This window comes from Caballeronia eucalypticola, assembly GCF_047608185.1.
Lineage (GTDB): Bacteria > Pseudomonadota > Gammaproteobacteria > Burkholderiales > Burkholderiaceae > Caballeronia.
The window spans coordinates 300,115-317,429 of sequence record NZ_JBLKRU010000001.1 but is presented as its reverse complement, the minus strand read 5'-3'; the positions used below and the strand labels follow the sequence as shown (position 1 = coordinate 317,429).

Sequence of the window (17,315 nt, the reverse complement as noted above, 5' to 3'; positions counted from 1 at the left end):
AGCCAATCAGGGAGTTTTGCATGGCGCGACAGGTGCGAGTGGTGAGTAAAACGTGGCGTGTTCCGGCGATCATCGCGGCCCTTGCAACATCGGCAATCAGTGCGCCAAGCGCGTTTGCCGCAATGAATTTTTGCGCCGCGCCCGCGATGCAAACCAGTGAGCGCACGAACGCCGATCCGGGCGTAAAAGCACTGGTGCAAATGGTGCAGTCGCGGCTGAACGACCAGCCGAAGGCGCGGGCAACGCTTCATACGGAAGGCACCTTGCCCCATCAGGGCATCCGTGACGAAAGCGAAGAAGCGGAAAAGGATCTGGGATTAATGCGCGACGCGGCGCTGGCGTGGCGCGCAACGGGCAACGAAGCGTATTTGCGTCTCGTCGACCGGTTTTTATTCGCGTGGGTCACGACCTATCGGCCGAGTTTTAATCCTATCGATGAAACGAATTTCGAGTCGTTGATCCTTGCCTACGACCTGACGGCGAGCGCATTGCCGGTGAAGACACGCAACGCGTCGAGTGCGTTTATCTCGAAGATGGTGACGGGGTATGTCGCGGATATCGACAAGCAGAAACGGCCGCTGACCGGCACGTATCGGAACAACTGGCAGAGCCATCGGATCAAATTGATTTCGATGGGCGCGTTCACGACCGATGACCGCAAGCTGATCAACGCGGCGCAGCGGCTGTATGTGGAGCATATTGGGGACAACATTGCGCCGGACGGTTCGACCGTCGATTTCGCCGAACGCGACGCGCTGCACTACGTGACCTACGATCTACAGCCGCTGGTCACGGCCGCGCTCGCGGCGCGGCGTCATAACCGCAACTGGCTGACTGAGCGATCACAGTCGGGCGCGACGCTCGCCGCCGCGCTGAACTGGCTCACGCCCTATGCGCTTGGTACGCGCACGCACGAAGAATTTGTTCATTCGAACGTGCCCTTCGATGCCACCCGCCGCGAGGCCGGTTTGCCCGGTTATTCGGGCACGTGGGATCCGAAAAACGCGGCCGAATTGTTTCATCTATCGGCGCGGCTTGACGGGCGTTACGCGCCCATTGCGCTGCGTCTGGCGCCCACGCCGCCGGCCTGGCTCGCAGTTTGTTTGCCGTTGCCGGCGCGCTGATTTTTTAGCAGCACCTTTGCAGGAGCAGTCATGGCAGTCAGCGTTTTCGATCTTTTCAAAATCGGCATCGGTCCGTCGAGTTCGCATACGGTCGGGCCGATGCGCGCCGCCCTGATGTTCGTGCAAGGGCTCGAACGCGATGGTCTGCTGGACGCCACGGCTAGCGTGAAATGCGAGTTGTATGGCTCGCTTGGTGCAACCGGAAAGGGTCACGGTACGGATCGAGGCGTGATGCTCGGCTTGATGGGCGACGCGCCGGATACGGTCGATGCCGGGACCATCAGCACGCGTCTGGAGACCGTGCGCGCGACGAAAAAGCTCATGCTGCTGGGGCGTCACGAGATTCCGTTCGTGCTGAAGGAACACATTGCGTTTCTGCGGCAAGCGCTGGCTGAGCATCCGAACGGCATGAAACTCCACGCCTTCGATGCCAACGGCGTTTCACTGCGCGACTCGACATATTTATCGGTGGGCGGTGGTTTTGTGGTGACGGCGGGGGCATCGAATGTGAAGGTGCTGACCGCGATTGAACAGTTGCCCTACGCGTTCCAATCCGGCGATGAATTGCTCGCGTTGTGCCGTGAAACAGGCAAATCTGTAGCGCAATTAATGTGGGAAAACGAGCGCGTTTGGCGTAGCGAAGAAGAGATTCGTTCGGGCTTGCTACGCATTTGGGAAGTGATGCAATCGTGTGTGAAGCGCGGTTGCGGAATCGATAATCCCGACGCCGATGGTTGCCTGCCTGGTCCGTTTCAGGTTAAGCGGCGAGCGCCGGTTTTGTATCGGGCGCTGGTCGATAAACCCGAGCAGGCGCTGCGCGATCCGCTTTCCATGATCGACTGGATCAACCTGTACGCCATCGCGGTGAACGAGGAGAACGCGGTGGGCGGGCGCGTTGTCACAGCGCCGACGAATGGGGCAGCGGGGATTATTCCGGCCGTGCTGCACTACTACGACCGGTTCATGCCGGGATCGAATGCGCAGGGCGTGATCGACTTCTTGCTGACGGCAGCGGCCATTGGGATTCTGTACAAGATGAACGCGTCGATATCCGGCGCCGAAGTCGGATGCCAAGGCGAAGTGGGCGTTGCATGTTCGATGGCAGCAGCAGGGTTGGCAGCGGTCATGGGCGGGACACCGACGCAAGTTGAAAACGCCGCCGAGATCGGGATGGAACACAACCTCGGGCTGACTTGCGATCCAGTTGGCGGGATGGTGCAGATTCCATGCATCGAACGCAATGCGATGGGATCGATGAAAGCCGTGAACGCTGCACGCATGGCAATGCGCGGGGATGGCAGCCATTACGTGTCGCTTGATTCGGTTATTAAAACCATGATGCAGACCGGCGCCGATATGAAGACCAAGTACAAAGAGACGTCGCGGGGTGGATTGGCGGTGAATATTGTTGAGTGTTGAGCGAATCCGTTTGCCAGGGTTAGCGGTCTGGGTCGACGGCTAACCCCAAAACCAGCACCCAGGGCCCCCCAGCAAAACCCCTCCCTAGCGCCCGCGCCCCGCCCGAGCGTAAGCTATGAAATCCCCTGCCCATTGCCACTAGCGCGAAACCTTCTGGGAGATTTCATCGCATGACATCTGCTGTCCCGTCCGCAAACACCCTTCCGACCACGGGCGCACGCCTGGTCGTCGATGCGCTCCTCACGCACGGCGTCGAACGCGTCTTCTGCGTGCCTGGCGAAAGTTTCCTCGCCATCCTGGATTCCCTCCACGATGAAACCAGCCGCATCCAGACCATCGTGTGCCGCCACGAAGCCGCCGCGGCCAACATGGCTGAAGCGGTAGGCAAGCTGACCGGCCGCCCCGGGGTGGCGCTCGTCACGCGCGGCCCGGGCGCCACGCATGCATCAATCGGCGTCCACACCGCATTCCAGGATTCCACGCCGATGATCCTGCTCATCGGCCAATGCGCACGCGAACACATGGACCGCGAGGCGTTTCAGGAAATCGACTATCGGCGCATGTTCGGACAAATGGCGAAGTGGGTCGCGCAAATCGACGATCCGCGCCGCATTCCCGAATATCTGAGCCATGCGTTCCACATCGCAACCTCCGGACGGCCGGGCCCGGTCGTGCTCGCCTTGCCGGAAGACGTGCTGAGCGACGCATGCGAAGCCGTGCCCGGAGCGCCGCGTTATCAGCGTGTGGCAGCGTCACCCGCGCCTGCGCAGATCGCGCGTTTGCACGAGATGCTCGCGGCATCGAAGAAACCATTTGTCATTGCCGGCGGCAGCGGATGGACGCCCGAAGCCACGGCGGATTTCGCGCGCTTCGTCAAAGCGTGGCAGTTGCCAGTCGGCTGCGCCTTCCGCTTCCAGGACACGCTGAACAATAATCACCCGAACTACGCCGGCGATGTCGGCCTCGGGATCAATCCAGCGCTGGCCGCACGCATCCGCGATGCCGACCTGCTCTTGGTCCTCGGCCCCCGAATGGGCGAATCGACAACCGGCGGTTACACGCTGCTCGACATCCCCAAGACGAAACAAACGCTGATCCACATTCACCAAGGCGCCGAAGAACTGGGGCGCGTGTATTCAGCGGATCTGCCGATCGTTTCAGGCATGCCGGAAATGGTCTCGGCGCTCGTAGCGCTCAAGCCCCCCGCAGCCATTCCGTGGAGCGGCGCGATTGAAGCGGCGCATGACGCGTATCTCGCGTGGCGCAAACCTCGGCCCATGCTCGGCGATGTCCAGCTCGGCGAGATCATGGAGCAACTCAGCGAACATCTTCCCGCCGATGCCATCGTGACGAACGGTGCGGGGAATTACGCGACGTGGTTGCATCGGCACTATGCGTATCGGCACTTCCGGTCGCAGGTCGCGCCGACTAGCGGCGCGATGGGTTACGGCGTGCCTGCGGCCATCGCGGCGAAGTCGTTGTATCCGGAGCGCGTCGTGGTGGCGTTTGCGGGCGATGGATGTTTCATGATGTCGAGCCAGGAATTGGCGACGGCAATGCAGTACAAGCTCGCGGTGATTTTCGTGGTCGTGAACAACCAGCAATACGGCACGATCCGGATGCATCAGGAACGCCACTATCCGAACCGCGTGCACGGCACGGCGCTGACGAACCCCGACTTCACCGCCTACGCGCGTGCATTTGGCGCGCACGGAGAACTCGTGGAATCGACGGCGCAATTCATGCCGGCATTCGAGCGCGCGGTGAAAACGGGATTGCCGTCAGTGATAGAAATAAGGATTCCGCAAGATGCGAGCACCCCGGCGGCAACGTTGGATCAAGTGAGAGAGCAGGGAGAGAAATTGCGGCAAAAATAAACGCCAGCCGCTCACCGTGGCGGCGATGCATATTCGCGAACAAGGGGGTTTCACAAAGACCCGCGCAAAAGCGAACACAATCCAGGAGACGCAAGACCATGGCATCGCAAGCATTCCTGCAGGCACGAGACTTCCTGTTACGTCATCGCGACGACTACGCCACCGCGTACAAAGACTTCGCGTGGCCCGAACTCATGGAGTTCAACTGGGCGCTCGACTGGTTCGATGAATACGCACGCAGCAACCTTGCGCCGGCGCTGTGGGTGGTCGAGGAGAACGGAGACGAGACGAAGCTCTCGTTCGCGGAGTTGTCGGCGAGATCGAATCAGTTGGCCAACTGGCTGAGGCAGCAAGGTGTCGAGCGAGGCGACCGGATCTTGCTGATGCTGCCGAACCAGCCGGCGCTGTGGGAGACCATGCTCGCCGCCATGAAACTCGGCGCCGTCACCATTCCGGCGACCATGTTGCTGACGCCGGCCGACATAGCCGACCGCATGACGCGAGGCGAAGTGAAGCATGTGATCGTGGCATCGAGTGAAACCGCGAAGTTCGATTCCATCGATGCAAACAAAACTCGCATCGCCGTCACTATCCCGCAGAAAGCGACGTTGCCCGAAGGCTGGTTGAATTTCGCCGATGCCTTCAACGAAAGTCCTTCGTTCGAGCCCGAAGGCAGGACGCTCGCGACCGATCCGCTGCTGCTGTATTTCACGAGCGGCACCACTAGCCGTCCGAAGCTGGTGCTGCATAGTCACCAGAGCTACCCGGTGGGGCATCTGTCGACCATGTACTGGATCGGCTTGAAACCTGGCGATGTCCATCTCAACATCAGCTCGCCGGGCTGGGCGAAACACGCGTGGAGTTGCGTCTTCGCCCCGTGGAATGCGGGCGCGACCGTGTTCATCCACAACACGTCACGCTTCAGCGCAAAGGCCACGCTGGAGGCGCTCGTCGAGCACCAGATCACTACGCTGTGCGCGCCGCCGACCGTCTGGCGCATGATGATCCAGGAAGATTTATCGGCGTATAAGGTGCACTTGCGCGAAGTCGTTGGCGCCGGCGAGCCGTTGAATCCGGAGATTATCGAGCGCGTAAAAAAGGCCTGGAACCTCACGTTACGCGATGGTTTCGGCCAGACCGAAACTACCGCGCAAATCGCGAATTCGCCGGGTCAACCGATGAAACCAGGTTCGATGGGCAGGCCATTACCCGGCTACCGGATCACGCTGCTCGATCACGACGACAATCCCGCCCAGGAAGGCGAACTCGCGCTGATCCTCGACCCCAAGCCGCTTGGTTTGATGGACGGCTACGTGGACGATCCGTCGAAGACGCAGGACGCAATGCGCGGCGGGCATTATCGGACGGGCGATGTAGCGTCTATCGATGACGATGGTTACTTCACCTACGTAGGCCGCTCCGACGATGTCTTCAAGGCAGCGGATTACCGCATCAGTCCGTTCGAACTGGAGAGCGTGTTGATCGAACATCCGGCGGTCGGTGAAGCGGCGGTTGTGCCGAGTCCGGATCCGCTGCGGCTATCGGTGCCGAAAGCATTCGTCGCGTTGCGCAACGGTTATGAACCAACCAGGGAAACCGCCGGTGAAATCCTGAAGTTCGCCGCGCAGAAACTCGCCGCTTACAAGCGCATTCGACGCATCGAGTTCTATGAATTGCCGAAGACGATCTCTGGGAAAATTCGTCGCGTAGAACTAAGGAAAACCGAAGAAGCGCGAGGCAGCGACGCACGCCGGGAGAATGAATACTGGGAAGAGGATTTCAGCGCGTAGAAACTTGAACGCGCTGTACTGTCGCCGGAACCGGGGTATCGAGTCAATCCGGGAGTCGACTCGATACCCACGACAAAGTGTGTCGGTCATAAAGCATTCGTGACAGAACATCCGTAGGAAGACACGACTCCATTCGGAAAAGCTGAATTCACATCGAATCTGCGATCAAAATTGGCACCCCCGGTTCTCAAGTGAAATATCCATTGATCGACGACAAGCCGTGTAGCGCTCAACAGCCACATGCTCGTAGGCTTCCGCGAAACAATGGATTCTGTACATGCAAAAGCCCGAACTGGTGTGCCCTGCCGGCAATCTGCCGGCGCTGAAAACCGCGGTCGATCATGGTGCCGACGCCGTCTATATGGGTCTGAAAGACGCCACCAATGCGCGCAATTTCGCCGGCCTGAATTTTGATATCGATACCGCGCGCGAAGGTATCCGCTACGCTCACGCGCGTCATCGCCGGGTTCTGATGGCGATCAATACCTTCCCGCAAGCCGGAGAGGAAAAACGCTGGCACCAAGCCGTGGACATGGCAGCGGATCTTGGCATTGATGCCGTGATCATGGCCGACATGGGCCTGCTTGATTACGCTGCGCGCACGCATCCGCACCTGCGCCGGCACCTGTCTGTCCAGGGCTCGGCGACCAATTACGAAGCCATCAACTTGTGCCGCGACCTGTTCGGCATCGAACGGGTTGTGCTGCCGCGCGTTTTGACGCTGGCGCAAGTCAAACACGTTATTGCCAACACTCCCGTGCAAGTCGAAGTCTTCGGTTTTGGGAGTCTGTGCGTCATGGTGGAAGGCCGCTGCCTGCTGTCGAGCTATGCCACGGGGGAGTCACCCAACACGGCCGGCGTATGCTCGCCGGCTAAAGCCGTGCGCTGGCAGGAAACGGCTAACGGCACGCAGGCGCGCTTGTCGGGCATCTTGATCGACGAATATGGGCAGGACGAGCCGGCCGGCCATCCAACGCTGTGCAAAGGCCGCTTCCAGGTCAACAACGACATCTACTACGCGCTTGAAGAACCCACCAGCCTCAATGTGCTGGAACTGCTGCCCGAACTGCTCCGGATCGGTGTTTCCGCCATTAAGGTGGAAGGGCGGCAACGGAGCCCGGCTTATGTCGGCGAAGTGACGCGCACGCTGCGTGCCGCCATCGATGGAGCAACGGCCGGAGGGCCGCGCTTCCATGTGAAACCGGCATGGCGGCAATCGTTGGGGAAGGTGTCTGAAGGCCAGCAGGCAACATTGGGCGCTTACTCGAGACCGTGGAAATGACAGGAGCACGAACGATGAAACTGACACTGGGTCCATTGCTGTACTTCTGGACGCGCGATGAAGTCATGAAGTTCTATGCCGAAGTCACGTCATGGCCGGTCGATACAGTGTATCTCGGTGAAGTGGTGTGCAGTCGCCGGCGGGAACTGCGCACAGACGACTGGCTCGCCGTTGCCCGTGATCTGCGCGATGCCGGCAAGGAGGTGGTGTTGTCCTGTCAGGCGTTGCTCGAGTCGGAGAACGAACTCAGGGCGCTGCGCCGCTTCACAGAAAACGGCGAATTCATTGTGGAGGCTAACGACCTGGGCGCGGTACGTCTGCTGAACGACAGGCGCTGGGTTGCTGGCACGACGCTGAATATCTATAACGCCACCACACTCGCCTTGTTTGCACGGCAAGGCGCCATGCGCTGGGTTCCGCCGGTGGAAATGGCACAAGACAGGCTGGCGGCCGTCCTCCAGGATGCCCCGCCCGGCATGGAGACCGAAGTGTTCTCATGGGGCCGCCTACCCTTGGCGTTATCGGCACGATGCTTTACCGCTCGCCATTTCAATCTGAAAAAAGACGATTGCGAGTACCGCTGCCTTGAGTTTCCGGATGGTCTCGATCTTAAAACACGTGAAGGTCAGGCATTTTTGACCATCAACGGTATCCAGACTCCGTCGGCCGCTACGCAATCGCTACTTCCGCATTGGGCCGCCATGGCCGCGATGGGCGTCACCGGGATTCGGCTCAGCCCGCAACGGGAGCATACCGGGCGCATTGTCGAGCTCCATCGCGAGTGCATCGCGGGCAAGGCAATCGACTACGCGGAACTGGCTGCGTATGCCCCTATCTCGCTGTGCAACGGTTATTGGCAAGGTCAGCCCGGTATTCAAATGGAGAACGCTGCAAATGTTTGCGTCTAAATTCCCCTCGCCATTACCACTTCTCGCGCGTATCGCGCCGTATCTTCCAAAACGATGCTGGTCGGACGCAATGGCAATCACGCTGGAAATGGCCCGTCGCGCCAACGCGCTTCCCAAGGATCTATCCCTATTGGATGGCAAGACCGTATGCGTTCGCATCGACGATCTCGGCAAGCAGGCGGCAGTTTGCCTTCGTAACGGACGCTTTTGTCCGGCTCGCGCGCATGAAGCCGCCGACGTCAGTTTTCGAGCGTGCGCAGCGGACTATCTGAAACTGCTGCGTCGCGAAGAAGACCCCGACACCCTGTTCTTTCAGCGCAAGTTGCGGATCGAAGGCAATACGGAATTAGGGCTGGCGTTGAAGAACATGCTGGACAGCATAGAGTCCCCTGCCTGGCTCATGAAAGCGATGAGTATTCTCTAGTCTGCGCAAAGCAGAGCGCACAAGGCAAAAACCCCGCAGCGCGGAGCGCATGCGGGGTTTCCTTGAACTAAAGCGGGAAAACTATTACTTCCCACCCACGCTTTGCAGCGTCGTCCACTTGCCATCGACGACCTTGTACAGCGTGATGCCGCCGTTCTTCAAATCGCCCTTCGAGTCATACGCGAGCTGCTTCGACGTCACACCAGCCATGTCGGTTTTAGCAAGCAGCGGCAGATACTTCGCCGGGTCCGTCGAGCTCGCCGTCTTCATTGCCGTGAACATGGCCATTGCGCCGTCGTACGCGTACGGCGAGTACGTTTGCACGTCCTCATTGAAACGCGCCTTGTACTTCGCAACATAAGCCGCGCCACCCGGCATTTCATCGAGCGGCAAACCAGCCAGCGACGCCACCGTGCCGTCGGCTGCATTGCCTGCGATCTTCAGGAACGTATCGGTCTTGACCATTTCGCCCGCCATCAACGGCGCGCGCATGCCCAGCGTCTTCATCTGCTTGACCATCGGGCCGGCTTGCGAATCGGCGCCGCCGTAGTAGACCAGATCCGGATTCAACGACTTGATCTTCGTCAGAATTGCCTTGAAGTCGACGGCCTTGTCGTTAGCGTATTCACGATCCACGATGGTCGCGCCCGATGCCTTCGCAGCCTTCTCGAACTGGTCGGCGAGACCTTGGCCATAAGCCGTGCGGTCATCGACAATCGCAATCTTCTTCATCTTCAGCGTCTTCACCGCGAACTCGCCAGCCACCGAGCCTTGCTGCGTGTCGGAGGTCATCATGCGGAATGCGGTCTTGTAACCTTGCGTCGTATATTCCGGCGCGGTTGCCATCGCGATTTCGGGAATGCCGGCGTTCGCGTAGATGCGCGAAGCGGGGATCGTCGTGCCCGAGTTGAAGTGGCCGAGCATGCCCTTGACGTTGTCGTCAACGAGCTTCTGCGCGACGGTCGTGCCGGTGCGCGGGTCGGCCTGGTCATCGGCGGAATCGAGCACGATGCGAACCGGCTTGCCGCCAATCACGGGCTTCGTTGCGTTGAAATCTTCGACTGCGAGCACCACGCCGTTCTGGAAATCCTTGCCGTAGTGCGCTTGCGCGCCGGTCATCGGGCCGGCGAATCCTACCTTCACGTCTTCAGCAGTTTGCGCCTGAGCTGTTGCAGCAACCGACAGACCTGCGACCAACATTGCTGCTGCCAGCTTCTTCATCGTGTAATCCATAAACTCTCCTGATTCCCATGTAAGTGGCAGCGTGTGCCGGGATCGCCGTGCCTGCTGCCGTTTGTTTGAGCCAACCGCCACGCTGATAACAGCTCAGCCGATCGTCATCAAATTCGCATTGCCGCCCGCGGCCGCCGTGTTCACGCTCACCGAGCGTTCCGTCAGCAACCGTTCGAGCGCGTATTCCTGCTCGCCATCGTGGGCGTCGTCAGCGAAGGCTCCCGCCGGCACGCCCTGCACCGAAACAATCGGTCCCGGGCGTTTCGCGACGTCCTTCACCAACGCCATCAATTCGTCGCTGTCGCCTTCGAACAAGACTGCATCGAAGGCCGCGTCCTGGCTCTTGCGCGTCGATGCATACGGCTTGATCGATGCCGGCAACGCCGCCACGAGTTGTTCGCCCGCCGCGCCGGAAAACAGCGCTTTATTGCCCGTGGCGAGCACAGCGGCGAGTTGCGCGCGAGCGCCGCTTGCCGTCGATGCCACGCAAAGAACCGTTCCGCGTGCGCCGAGCGTGTAGGTGTTGCGCTCGCCGGTCGGGCCGGCCAGCACGGCGGTCGCACCGGCCATCACGTGTTGCAGATGGCCTTCGCAACGTGCCGCCGTTTGCGGATCGCGTTCGGCGATCGCCCAATCGCGAAACGCGGTCAACGCAGCCGGCGTTTCGTTCGCGGCCGTCTGATCCACGATCAACGCGCTTTCCAGCGATTTCGGCAAGCCCGTGGGACGCTTGGCAAGCAGCCGCTGCAAGTACAGCGCGCCACCCGCTTTCGGTCCCGTGCCCGACAACCCTTCGCCGCCGAACGGCTGCACGCCGACCACCGCGCCGATCACGTTGCGGTTCACGTAGATGTTGCCCACGTGAGCGCGGCTGACGACGTGCGCGATGGTTTCATCGATACGCGTATGGATGCCCAGCGTCAGCCCGTAGCCCGTCGCTTTAATTTGGTCGAGCAGTTTATCAAGATGTGCCCGGCGATACCGCACTACGTGAAGTACGGGACCGAAGACCTCGCGCTTCAGCTCATCGATGGAATCAACTTCGATCAGTGTCGGCGGCACGAACGTGCCTTGCGCGCAGCCTTCGGGCATGGGCAATTGCACGACGTTGCGACCCTTCTCGCGCATCGATGCAATATGCGCGTCGATGCTCTGCTTCGCTTCGGCATCGATCACCGGGCCGACATCGGTGGAAAGACGATCGGGATTGCCCATCGCGAGTTGCCGCATGGCGCCGGTCAGCATTTCAAGCGTGCGATCCGCGACGTCGTCCTGCAGGCACAACACGCGCAGCGCGGAGCAACGTTGACCGGCGGAATCGAACGACGATTGCAACACGTCCGCGACCACTTGCTCAGCCAGCGCCGATGAATCGACGATCATCGAATTCTGTCCGCCTGTCTCCGCGATCAGCGGAATCGGCCGGCCATCCGGATCGAGCCGTTCCGACAACGTCTTGTTGATCAAACGTGCGACTTCCGTGGAACCGGTGAACATCACGGCACGCGTGCGCGGATCGGCGACCAGCGCCGCGCCCACGGTTTCACCATTGCCCGGCAGCAGTTGGACCGCGCCCGGCGGCACGCCGGCCTCGCGCAGGATGCGCACCGCTTGCGCCGCGATCAACGGCGTTTGTTCAGCCGGCTTCGCGAGCACCGTATTACCAGCAGCGAGCGCGGCCGCCACTTGTCCCATGAAGATCGCGAGCGGGAAGTTCCACGGGCTGATGCAGACCACGGGGCCGAGCGGACGATGGGTATCGTTGGAAAACTCGCTGCGGATTTGCGCCGAGTAATAACGCAAAAAGTCGATAGCCTCGCGAATCTCCGAGACCGCATTCGCCAGCGATTTCCCTGCTTCGCGCACGACGAGACCCATCAGCGTATGCATCTGAGCTTCGAGCAGATCGGCTGCGCGGGCGAGGCAATCGGCGCGTTCATCGACAGGTGTCGATTGCCAGATCGGCGCGGCGGCGACGGCGTTACTCAGCGCGAGGGAAACTTGCTCAGACGTTGCCTCAACCACGGTTCCAACCAGATCGCGCAAGTCGGCGGGATTGCGAACGTCGCGGGCGACGCCGTCCACTACATCGGCGGACTCCAGCATCGGCGCCGCGCGCCATGGATGATTCGCGCTCGCGAGCAACGCCGACGACAACGACGCCAGCCGATGCTCATTCGACAAATCGAAGCCCATCGAATTGAGGCGCTCGCTGCCGAACAACTGACGCGGCAGCGCGATCTTGGCATGAGGCAAACCGAGCGGCGTGAGCTTGGACGCTTCGTCGATAGGGTCCTGCACGAGGTCGCTGACCGGAATGGTTTTATCCGCGATCCGATTCACAAACGACGTGTTCGCGCCGTTCTCAAGCAAGCGCCGCACGAGATACGCGAGCAGCGTTTCGTGCGTGCCGACAGGCGCATACACGCGACACGGCCGGTTGAGTTTGTCGCGGCCGGTGACTTCTTCGTACAGCGGTTCGCCCATGCCGTGCAGGCACTGGAACTCGTACTGGCCGGGATAATAGTTCCCACCGGCGAGATGATAGATAGCCGACAACGTGAACGCATTATGCGTGGCGAATTGCGGGTAGACGGCATCGGGCGCGCCAAGCAATTTCTTCGCGCAGGCCACGTACGAGATGTCCGTATAAATCTTGCGCGTATAGACCGGATAACCTTCGAGGCCATCGACTTGCGCGCGCTTGATTTCCGAGTCCCAGTAAGCGCCCTTCACCAAGCGAACCATGATCCGATGCCGGCTGCGACGCGCCAGATCGATCAAATAATCGATAACAAACGGGCAGCGCTTTTGATACGCCTGCACCACGAAACCAATACCGTTCCAGCCCGCCAGTTCGGGATCGAAGCACAGCGCTTCGAGCAGATCGAGCGAAATTTCCAGCCGATCGGCTTCTTCCGCATCGATGTTCAAGCCGATGTCGTAACGGCGCGCGAGCAAGGCCAGCGCTTTCACGCGCGGCAGCAACTCGGTCATCGTGCGTTCTTGCTGCGAGCGCGAATATCGCGGATGCAACGCGGACAGCTTGATCGAAATCCCCGGGCCTTCATAAATGCCGCGAGATCCGGCAGCTTTACCGATCGCGTGAATCGCCTGCTCGTACGACGCGTAATAGCGAACCGCATCTTCTTCGGTCGTCGCGGCTTCACCTAGCATGTCGTAGGAATAGCGGAAACCGCGCGCTTCGAACTTGCGGCTGTTCGCCAGCGCTTCCGAAATCGTCTCGCCCGTGACGAATTGCTCACCCATCAAGCGCATGGCCATATCGACGCCCTTGCGGATCAGCGGTTCACCGCCGCGCCCGATCAAACGCGTCAACGCCGATGACAACCCGGCCTCGCTATTCGTCGTCACCAGTTTGCCGGTGATCATCAGGCCCCACGTCGCCGCGTTCACGAACAGCGACGGCGCTTGGCCCATGTGCGAGCGCCAGTCGCCCTTGCTGACTTTGTCGCGGATCAGCGCGTCGCGCGTGGCGCGATCGGGAATGCGCAGCAAGGCTTCAGCGAGACACATCAGCGCGACGCCTTCCTGGCTGGACAGCGAAAACTCGTGGATCAGGCCTTCGACGCCGCCGCCCGTTTGTTTCTTGCGCAGTGCTTCAACCAGCTTCGTCGCCATGGCATTCGTTTCGGCAGCGACGCTCGCCGGCAACCGGGCTTGACCGATCAGGAACGGCACGCATTCCGGCTCAGGGCGTCGGTACGCCGCCGTGATCGCGGCGCGCAGTACGGATTGCGGTTGCACGTTCTGGGCAAAATCGAGGAAGGGATGCGGCGCACCGTCCTCTTCGGAATCGGCGTGCACGGAGGATTCGAGCGCGTCGGCCGAACCGATTGCACCGGACAGTTCAGGTGGCAACTGTCCATGTTCGATGCGTTCGAGATACGCGAAGATGGCTTGCTTGATAAGCCAGTGCGGGGTCCGCTCGAGCCGCGTAGCGGCGTCTCTCAGGCGGGTGCGCAGCAGATCGTCGACTTTGACGCCCAGGGTGGTGCTCGCCATATATCCTTCCTTGCCGGAATCGGAGCCGGCGATAGCTTGAAAAGTGGCCGAATCGTAACCCGCTCATAAAAAAGGTGCAACCAACATTTCGAGACGGGTTGCACCTTTCAAAAAATCCTTTTGGAACAAGGGATTAGGGGTAATTGAATATGGCCGTTTGGGCTGGACGCGTTCTAGCATTCCGCGTTCGATAATTTTTCTTCGGTCACCCCTAATTAATCGCTGCCGGGTGCCGATAAGAACGGGTACGGCCATAGAGCGACAAAAAATTCGCCAGCCGTCCTACTAATTAGCCAAGCGGTTTCGGGGAGAAGGACATGAGCAGCTGGACGATTTTTTGCAGCATCTGGGCGATGAGCGCAATGTGCGTGGTGTTTTTCATCCGTGGCGCGCATCCGCATGTCGAGCGGCCAGTGCGTGACCGCGATAGCGTCAATGACATGACGGTTGGCGGCCTGACGGTTGCACGCGTGCAAGGCGCGGACCGCGGCAATAGCTGAACGGCTGAGAAGGCTAAGGCCTGGATTGAACCACCGGCCTTAAATATCGAGTGGATCGACTTCGACGTTCCATCGGATCACACCCTTCACCTTGAGACTGCGTAATGCCGGCTGCCACGCCCGCAACGCATTCTGCAACACGGCCCGCGACGCACATTCGAGCAACAACTGCGCGCGGTGCACGTTAAACACCTTCACGATAGTCAGCGGCACCGCGTCGTACACGGTCACGCGTTCGGCCCCGGCCAGCGCGGCGAACCCGGCTGCCGCAGCGCCCAGAAAGTCCAGCGCGGCTTCGAGCGTGCGCCCTTCGGCGCGAAGCATCGCTTGATAAACGAACGGCGGCAAATGCGCATCGCGGCGCTCGGCCAGCGTGGAATTGGCAAACCCGACGTAATCGTGCCGGGCCAGCGCGTGATAAAGCGCGTGCCGCGCGTAACGCGTCTGGATCATCACTTCGCCCGGCAAGCCGGCGCGCCCAGCTCGACCGCTCACCTGCATCAACTGGGCAAAAAGGCGCTCGCTCGCCCGGAAATCGTGGGAAAAAAGCGCGGTATCGGCGTTAAGCACGCCGACCAGCGTCACGCGCTGGAAGTCGTGGCCCTTCGCGATCATCTGCGTGCCGACGAGGATATCGACCTCGCCCGCGTGGACATCGGAGAAAAGCGCTTGTGCGCTGCCCTTGCGCCGCGTGCTGTCGGCATCGATACGTAACACCCGCGCGCCCGGCACCGCCGTCGCGAGCGTTTCTTCCACGCGCTGCGTGCCGCGGCCCATCGGCGCGATATCCACGTTGCCGCAGTCCGGACAGGACTTGGGAATCCGCGATTCCCAGCCGCAATGGTGGCAACGCAGCGCGCGTTCGGGCTTGTGCAGCACGACGTACGCGCTGCATCGCGGGCAACCAGCGACCCAGCCGCAGGCGTCGCACGAAAGGATAGGGGCGTAGCCGCGCCGGTTGAGGAACACGAGGCTTTGCTCGCCGCGTTCGAGGCGCGTTTTCATCGCGGCAATGAGCGGCCCCGACAAGCCTTCCACCGACGCCCGTCCGCGCTGCCGCTCCTCTTCCAGGTCAATCAGCCGGACGCTCGGCAGAACCGCCGTTGCCACGGCGCGCCGCGTGAGCGTCAGCTTGGTGTATCGGCCCTGCTCGGCTTGCCACCAGCTTTCCAGCGATGGCGTCGCCGACCCCAGCACCACCGGAATCCCCAGCTTGTTCGCCCGATAAACCGCCAGATCACGCGCCGAATAGCGCAAGCCTTCCTGCTGCTTGTAGGCGGGATCGTGTTCTTCATCGACCACGATCAGCGACAGCTTCGGCAACGACGCCAAAATCGCGAGCCGCGTTCCCAGCACGAGCCGCGCTCGGCCCGTATGCGCCGCGAGCCAGTTCCGGGCGCGCTCGCCTTCGGCCAGCCCGCTATGCATCGTCACGATGGCGCCTTCCGGCAACGCAGCGAACCGCGTGCGAAACGCGGCTTCGAATTGGGGCGTGAGGTTGATTTCCGGCACGAGCACGAGCGCTTGGGCGTCGGGACGCGAACCGAGCAAATGCGCCAGCGCGTGGAGATAAACCTCCGTTTTCCCGCTGCCGGTCACGCCATGCAGCAGGAACGCGGCGAAACCTTCCGCGCCGGTGATGGCATTGACGGCATCGGCTTGCTCGGCGGTCAATCGCGGCAAAAGCACGTCGGTTGCGTGCAGCGCGCCCTTTTCGACCGCAGGCGCGAGCCCGATCTCCGGCTCCGGCACATCGCCGGTTTCCAACGATACCCATCCGCGCGTTTGCCATTCATCGAGCGTCGCACGCGCTTTAGGATGCAGCGCGCGCGCCTCGGCAGCAGGCAACGTGGGATTGGCGGCGAGGGCATCGGCGAGACGGCGCAAGGCGGTGGCGCGCGGCGGCAACGCGTCGGGCAAACTTGCGCGCCCTTCCGGCATCAGCCGATACCGCTCCTCGGGCGCGAGCAACTTCGCCCAGCGCGAGGCGTCGCGCAGAACCTGCGGTAACGCGGGCAGCGCCACTTCGCCCAAACCGCGCTGGTAATACTCGGCGGCGAACAACGTCAGCGCGCGCCATTCATCGGCGAGCGGCGCGAGCGTGCTGCAAATGGCCGCTACGTCGCGCAACTTGTCCACAGGGACATCGGAATGATCCGTGACCTCGCAAATCAGGCCGACGGCGTCGCGACGTCCGAAGGGAATTCGTACCAGCATGCCGGGCAACGGCGTGGGCGCCAGATCGTATCGATAGTCGAAAAGCGTCTGGAGTGGATGGTCCAGCGCGACCCGGACGAAGATGCTCAATTGACGCACCCGCCGCAGGCCACGCCAGCGCGGTCGCTCCACCTGACCATGGGACTGTGTGGGGCAAAGTTAAAGTGAAACATCACAATCGACGCTAAGCTGCGGATTATTTTTGAGATTTCGAAGCTTTCCACAGGCCTGTGGATAACTTTGTTGAGAACTTTGATTGACAGGGACAAAAAGTGGCGATCTCGCTCGTTGTGTGCGGTAGCCCACATTTCGGGTTGGTCTCAAATTTCTCTTATTAATCATGTATTTGAAGACACCAAACATGCCTTCTTAAGGGCACTTAGGTCTGATTTGAAGATGGCGCGCCGCAACGTACAAAATGTGCATAAGTCAACTCTTGACATTGGCGGAACGGCCAATCTACGGGCATTTCGCGGCACTTTTGTCTAATCAGTCAAACGTTTGACGTAAGCTTT

Annotated in this window: 11 protein-coding genes; 8 read left to right on the top strand and 3 right to left on the bottom strand. The window is 60.8% G+C overall.

The features are described from left to right. The first annotated feature begins 20 nt into the window (after positions 1 to 20). The 7 genes from ACMX25_RS01460 (at position 21) to ubiT (ending at position 8,824) form a co-directional block, all read left to right on the top strand. Complete coding sequence (locus ACMX25_RS01460; RefSeq protein WP_414947777.1) at positions 21 to 1,124, top strand: alginate lyase family protein; 1,104 nt, start codon at positions 21 to 23, stop codon at positions 1,122 to 1,124. A gap of 30 nt (positions 1,125 to 1,154) precedes the next feature. Further along, entirely contained in the window at positions 1,155 to 2,543 is a 1,389-nt protein-coding gene (locus ACMX25_RS01455) for an L-serine ammonia-lyase (RefSeq protein ID WP_414947776.1), read from the top strand. Between the two features lie 170 nt (positions 2,544 to 2,713). Further along, positions 2,714 to 4,420 carry a thiamine pyrophosphate-binding protein gene (locus ACMX25_RS01450; RefSeq protein WP_414947775.1) on the top strand — a complete coding sequence of 569 codons (1,707 nt, stop codon included), beginning with the start codon at positions 2,714 to 2,716 and terminating at the stop codon, positions 4,418 to 4,420. A 98-nt stretch (positions 4,421 to 4,518) separates the two neighbouring features. Further along, the gene (locus tag ACMX25_RS01445; protein WP_414947774.1) at positions 4,519 to 6,210 is read left to right on the top strand and encodes an AMP-binding protein; all 1,692 of its coding nucleotides are present in this window, start codon (positions 4,519 to 4,521) and stop codon (positions 6,208 to 6,210) included. 277 nt (positions 6,211 to 6,487) lie between these two features. After that, positions 6,488 to 7,492, top strand: a complete 1,005-nt coding sequence (ubiU, locus tag ACMX25_RS01440) for a ubiquinone anaerobic biosynthesis protein UbiU (protein WP_414947773.1) — start codon at positions 6,488 to 6,490, stop codon at positions 7,490 to 7,492. 14 nt (positions 7,493 to 7,506) lie between these two features. After that, entirely contained in the window at positions 7,507 to 8,400 is an 894-nt protein-coding gene (locus tag ACMX25_RS01435) for a U32 family peptidase (RefSeq protein WP_414947772.1), read from the top strand. After that, positions 8,318 to 8,824: a ubiquinone anaerobic biosynthesis accessory factor UbiT gene (ubiT, locus tag ACMX25_RS01430; protein ID WP_414947771.1), complete on the top strand. Its 507-nt coding sequence runs from the start codon at positions 8,318 to 8,320 to the stop codon at positions 8,822 to 8,824. Before ACMX25_RS01435 ends, ubiT begins: the two co-directional genes overlap by 83 nt. Before the next feature lie 84 nt (positions 8,825 to 8,908). Here ubiT and ACMX25_RS01425 read toward each other — a convergent pair whose 3' ends face one another. Both ACMX25_RS01425 and putA read right to left on the bottom strand, forming a co-directional pair. Beyond that, positions 8,909 to 10,057, bottom strand: coding sequence for a branched-chain amino acid ABC transporter substrate-binding protein (locus tag ACMX25_RS01425; protein ID WP_414947770.1), 1,149 nt, complete (start codon positions 10,055 to 10,057; stop codon positions 8,909 to 8,911). A 93-nt stretch (positions 10,058 to 10,150) separates the two neighbouring features. Continuing rightward, positions 10,151 to 14,083 (bottom strand): trifunctional transcriptional regulator/proline dehydrogenase/L-glutamate gamma-semialdehyde dehydrogenase, encoded by a 3,933-nt coding sequence (gene putA, locus ACMX25_RS01420; protein WP_414947769.1) that lies wholly within the window; start codon positions 14,081 to 14,083, stop codon positions 10,151 to 10,153. A gap of 317 nt (positions 14,084 to 14,400) precedes the next feature. Here putA and ACMX25_RS01415 point away from each other — a divergent pair, with 317 nt between their 5' ends. Next, positions 14,401 to 14,583: a hypothetical protein gene (locus tag ACMX25_RS01415; RefSeq protein WP_414947768.1), complete on the top strand. Its 183-nt coding sequence runs from the start codon at positions 14,401 to 14,403 to the stop codon at positions 14,581 to 14,583. Between the two features lie 39 nt (positions 14,584 to 14,622). On the opposite strand, the gene ACMX25_RS01410 is transcribed toward ACMX25_RS01415, so the two are convergent. Continuing rightward, the gene (locus ACMX25_RS01410) at positions 14,623 to 16,884 is read right to left on the bottom strand and encodes a primosomal protein N' (protein WP_414947941.1); all 2,262 of its coding nucleotides are present in this window, start codon (positions 16,882 to 16,884) and stop codon (positions 14,623 to 14,625) included. Positions 16,885 to 17,315: the final 431 nt, after the last annotated feature.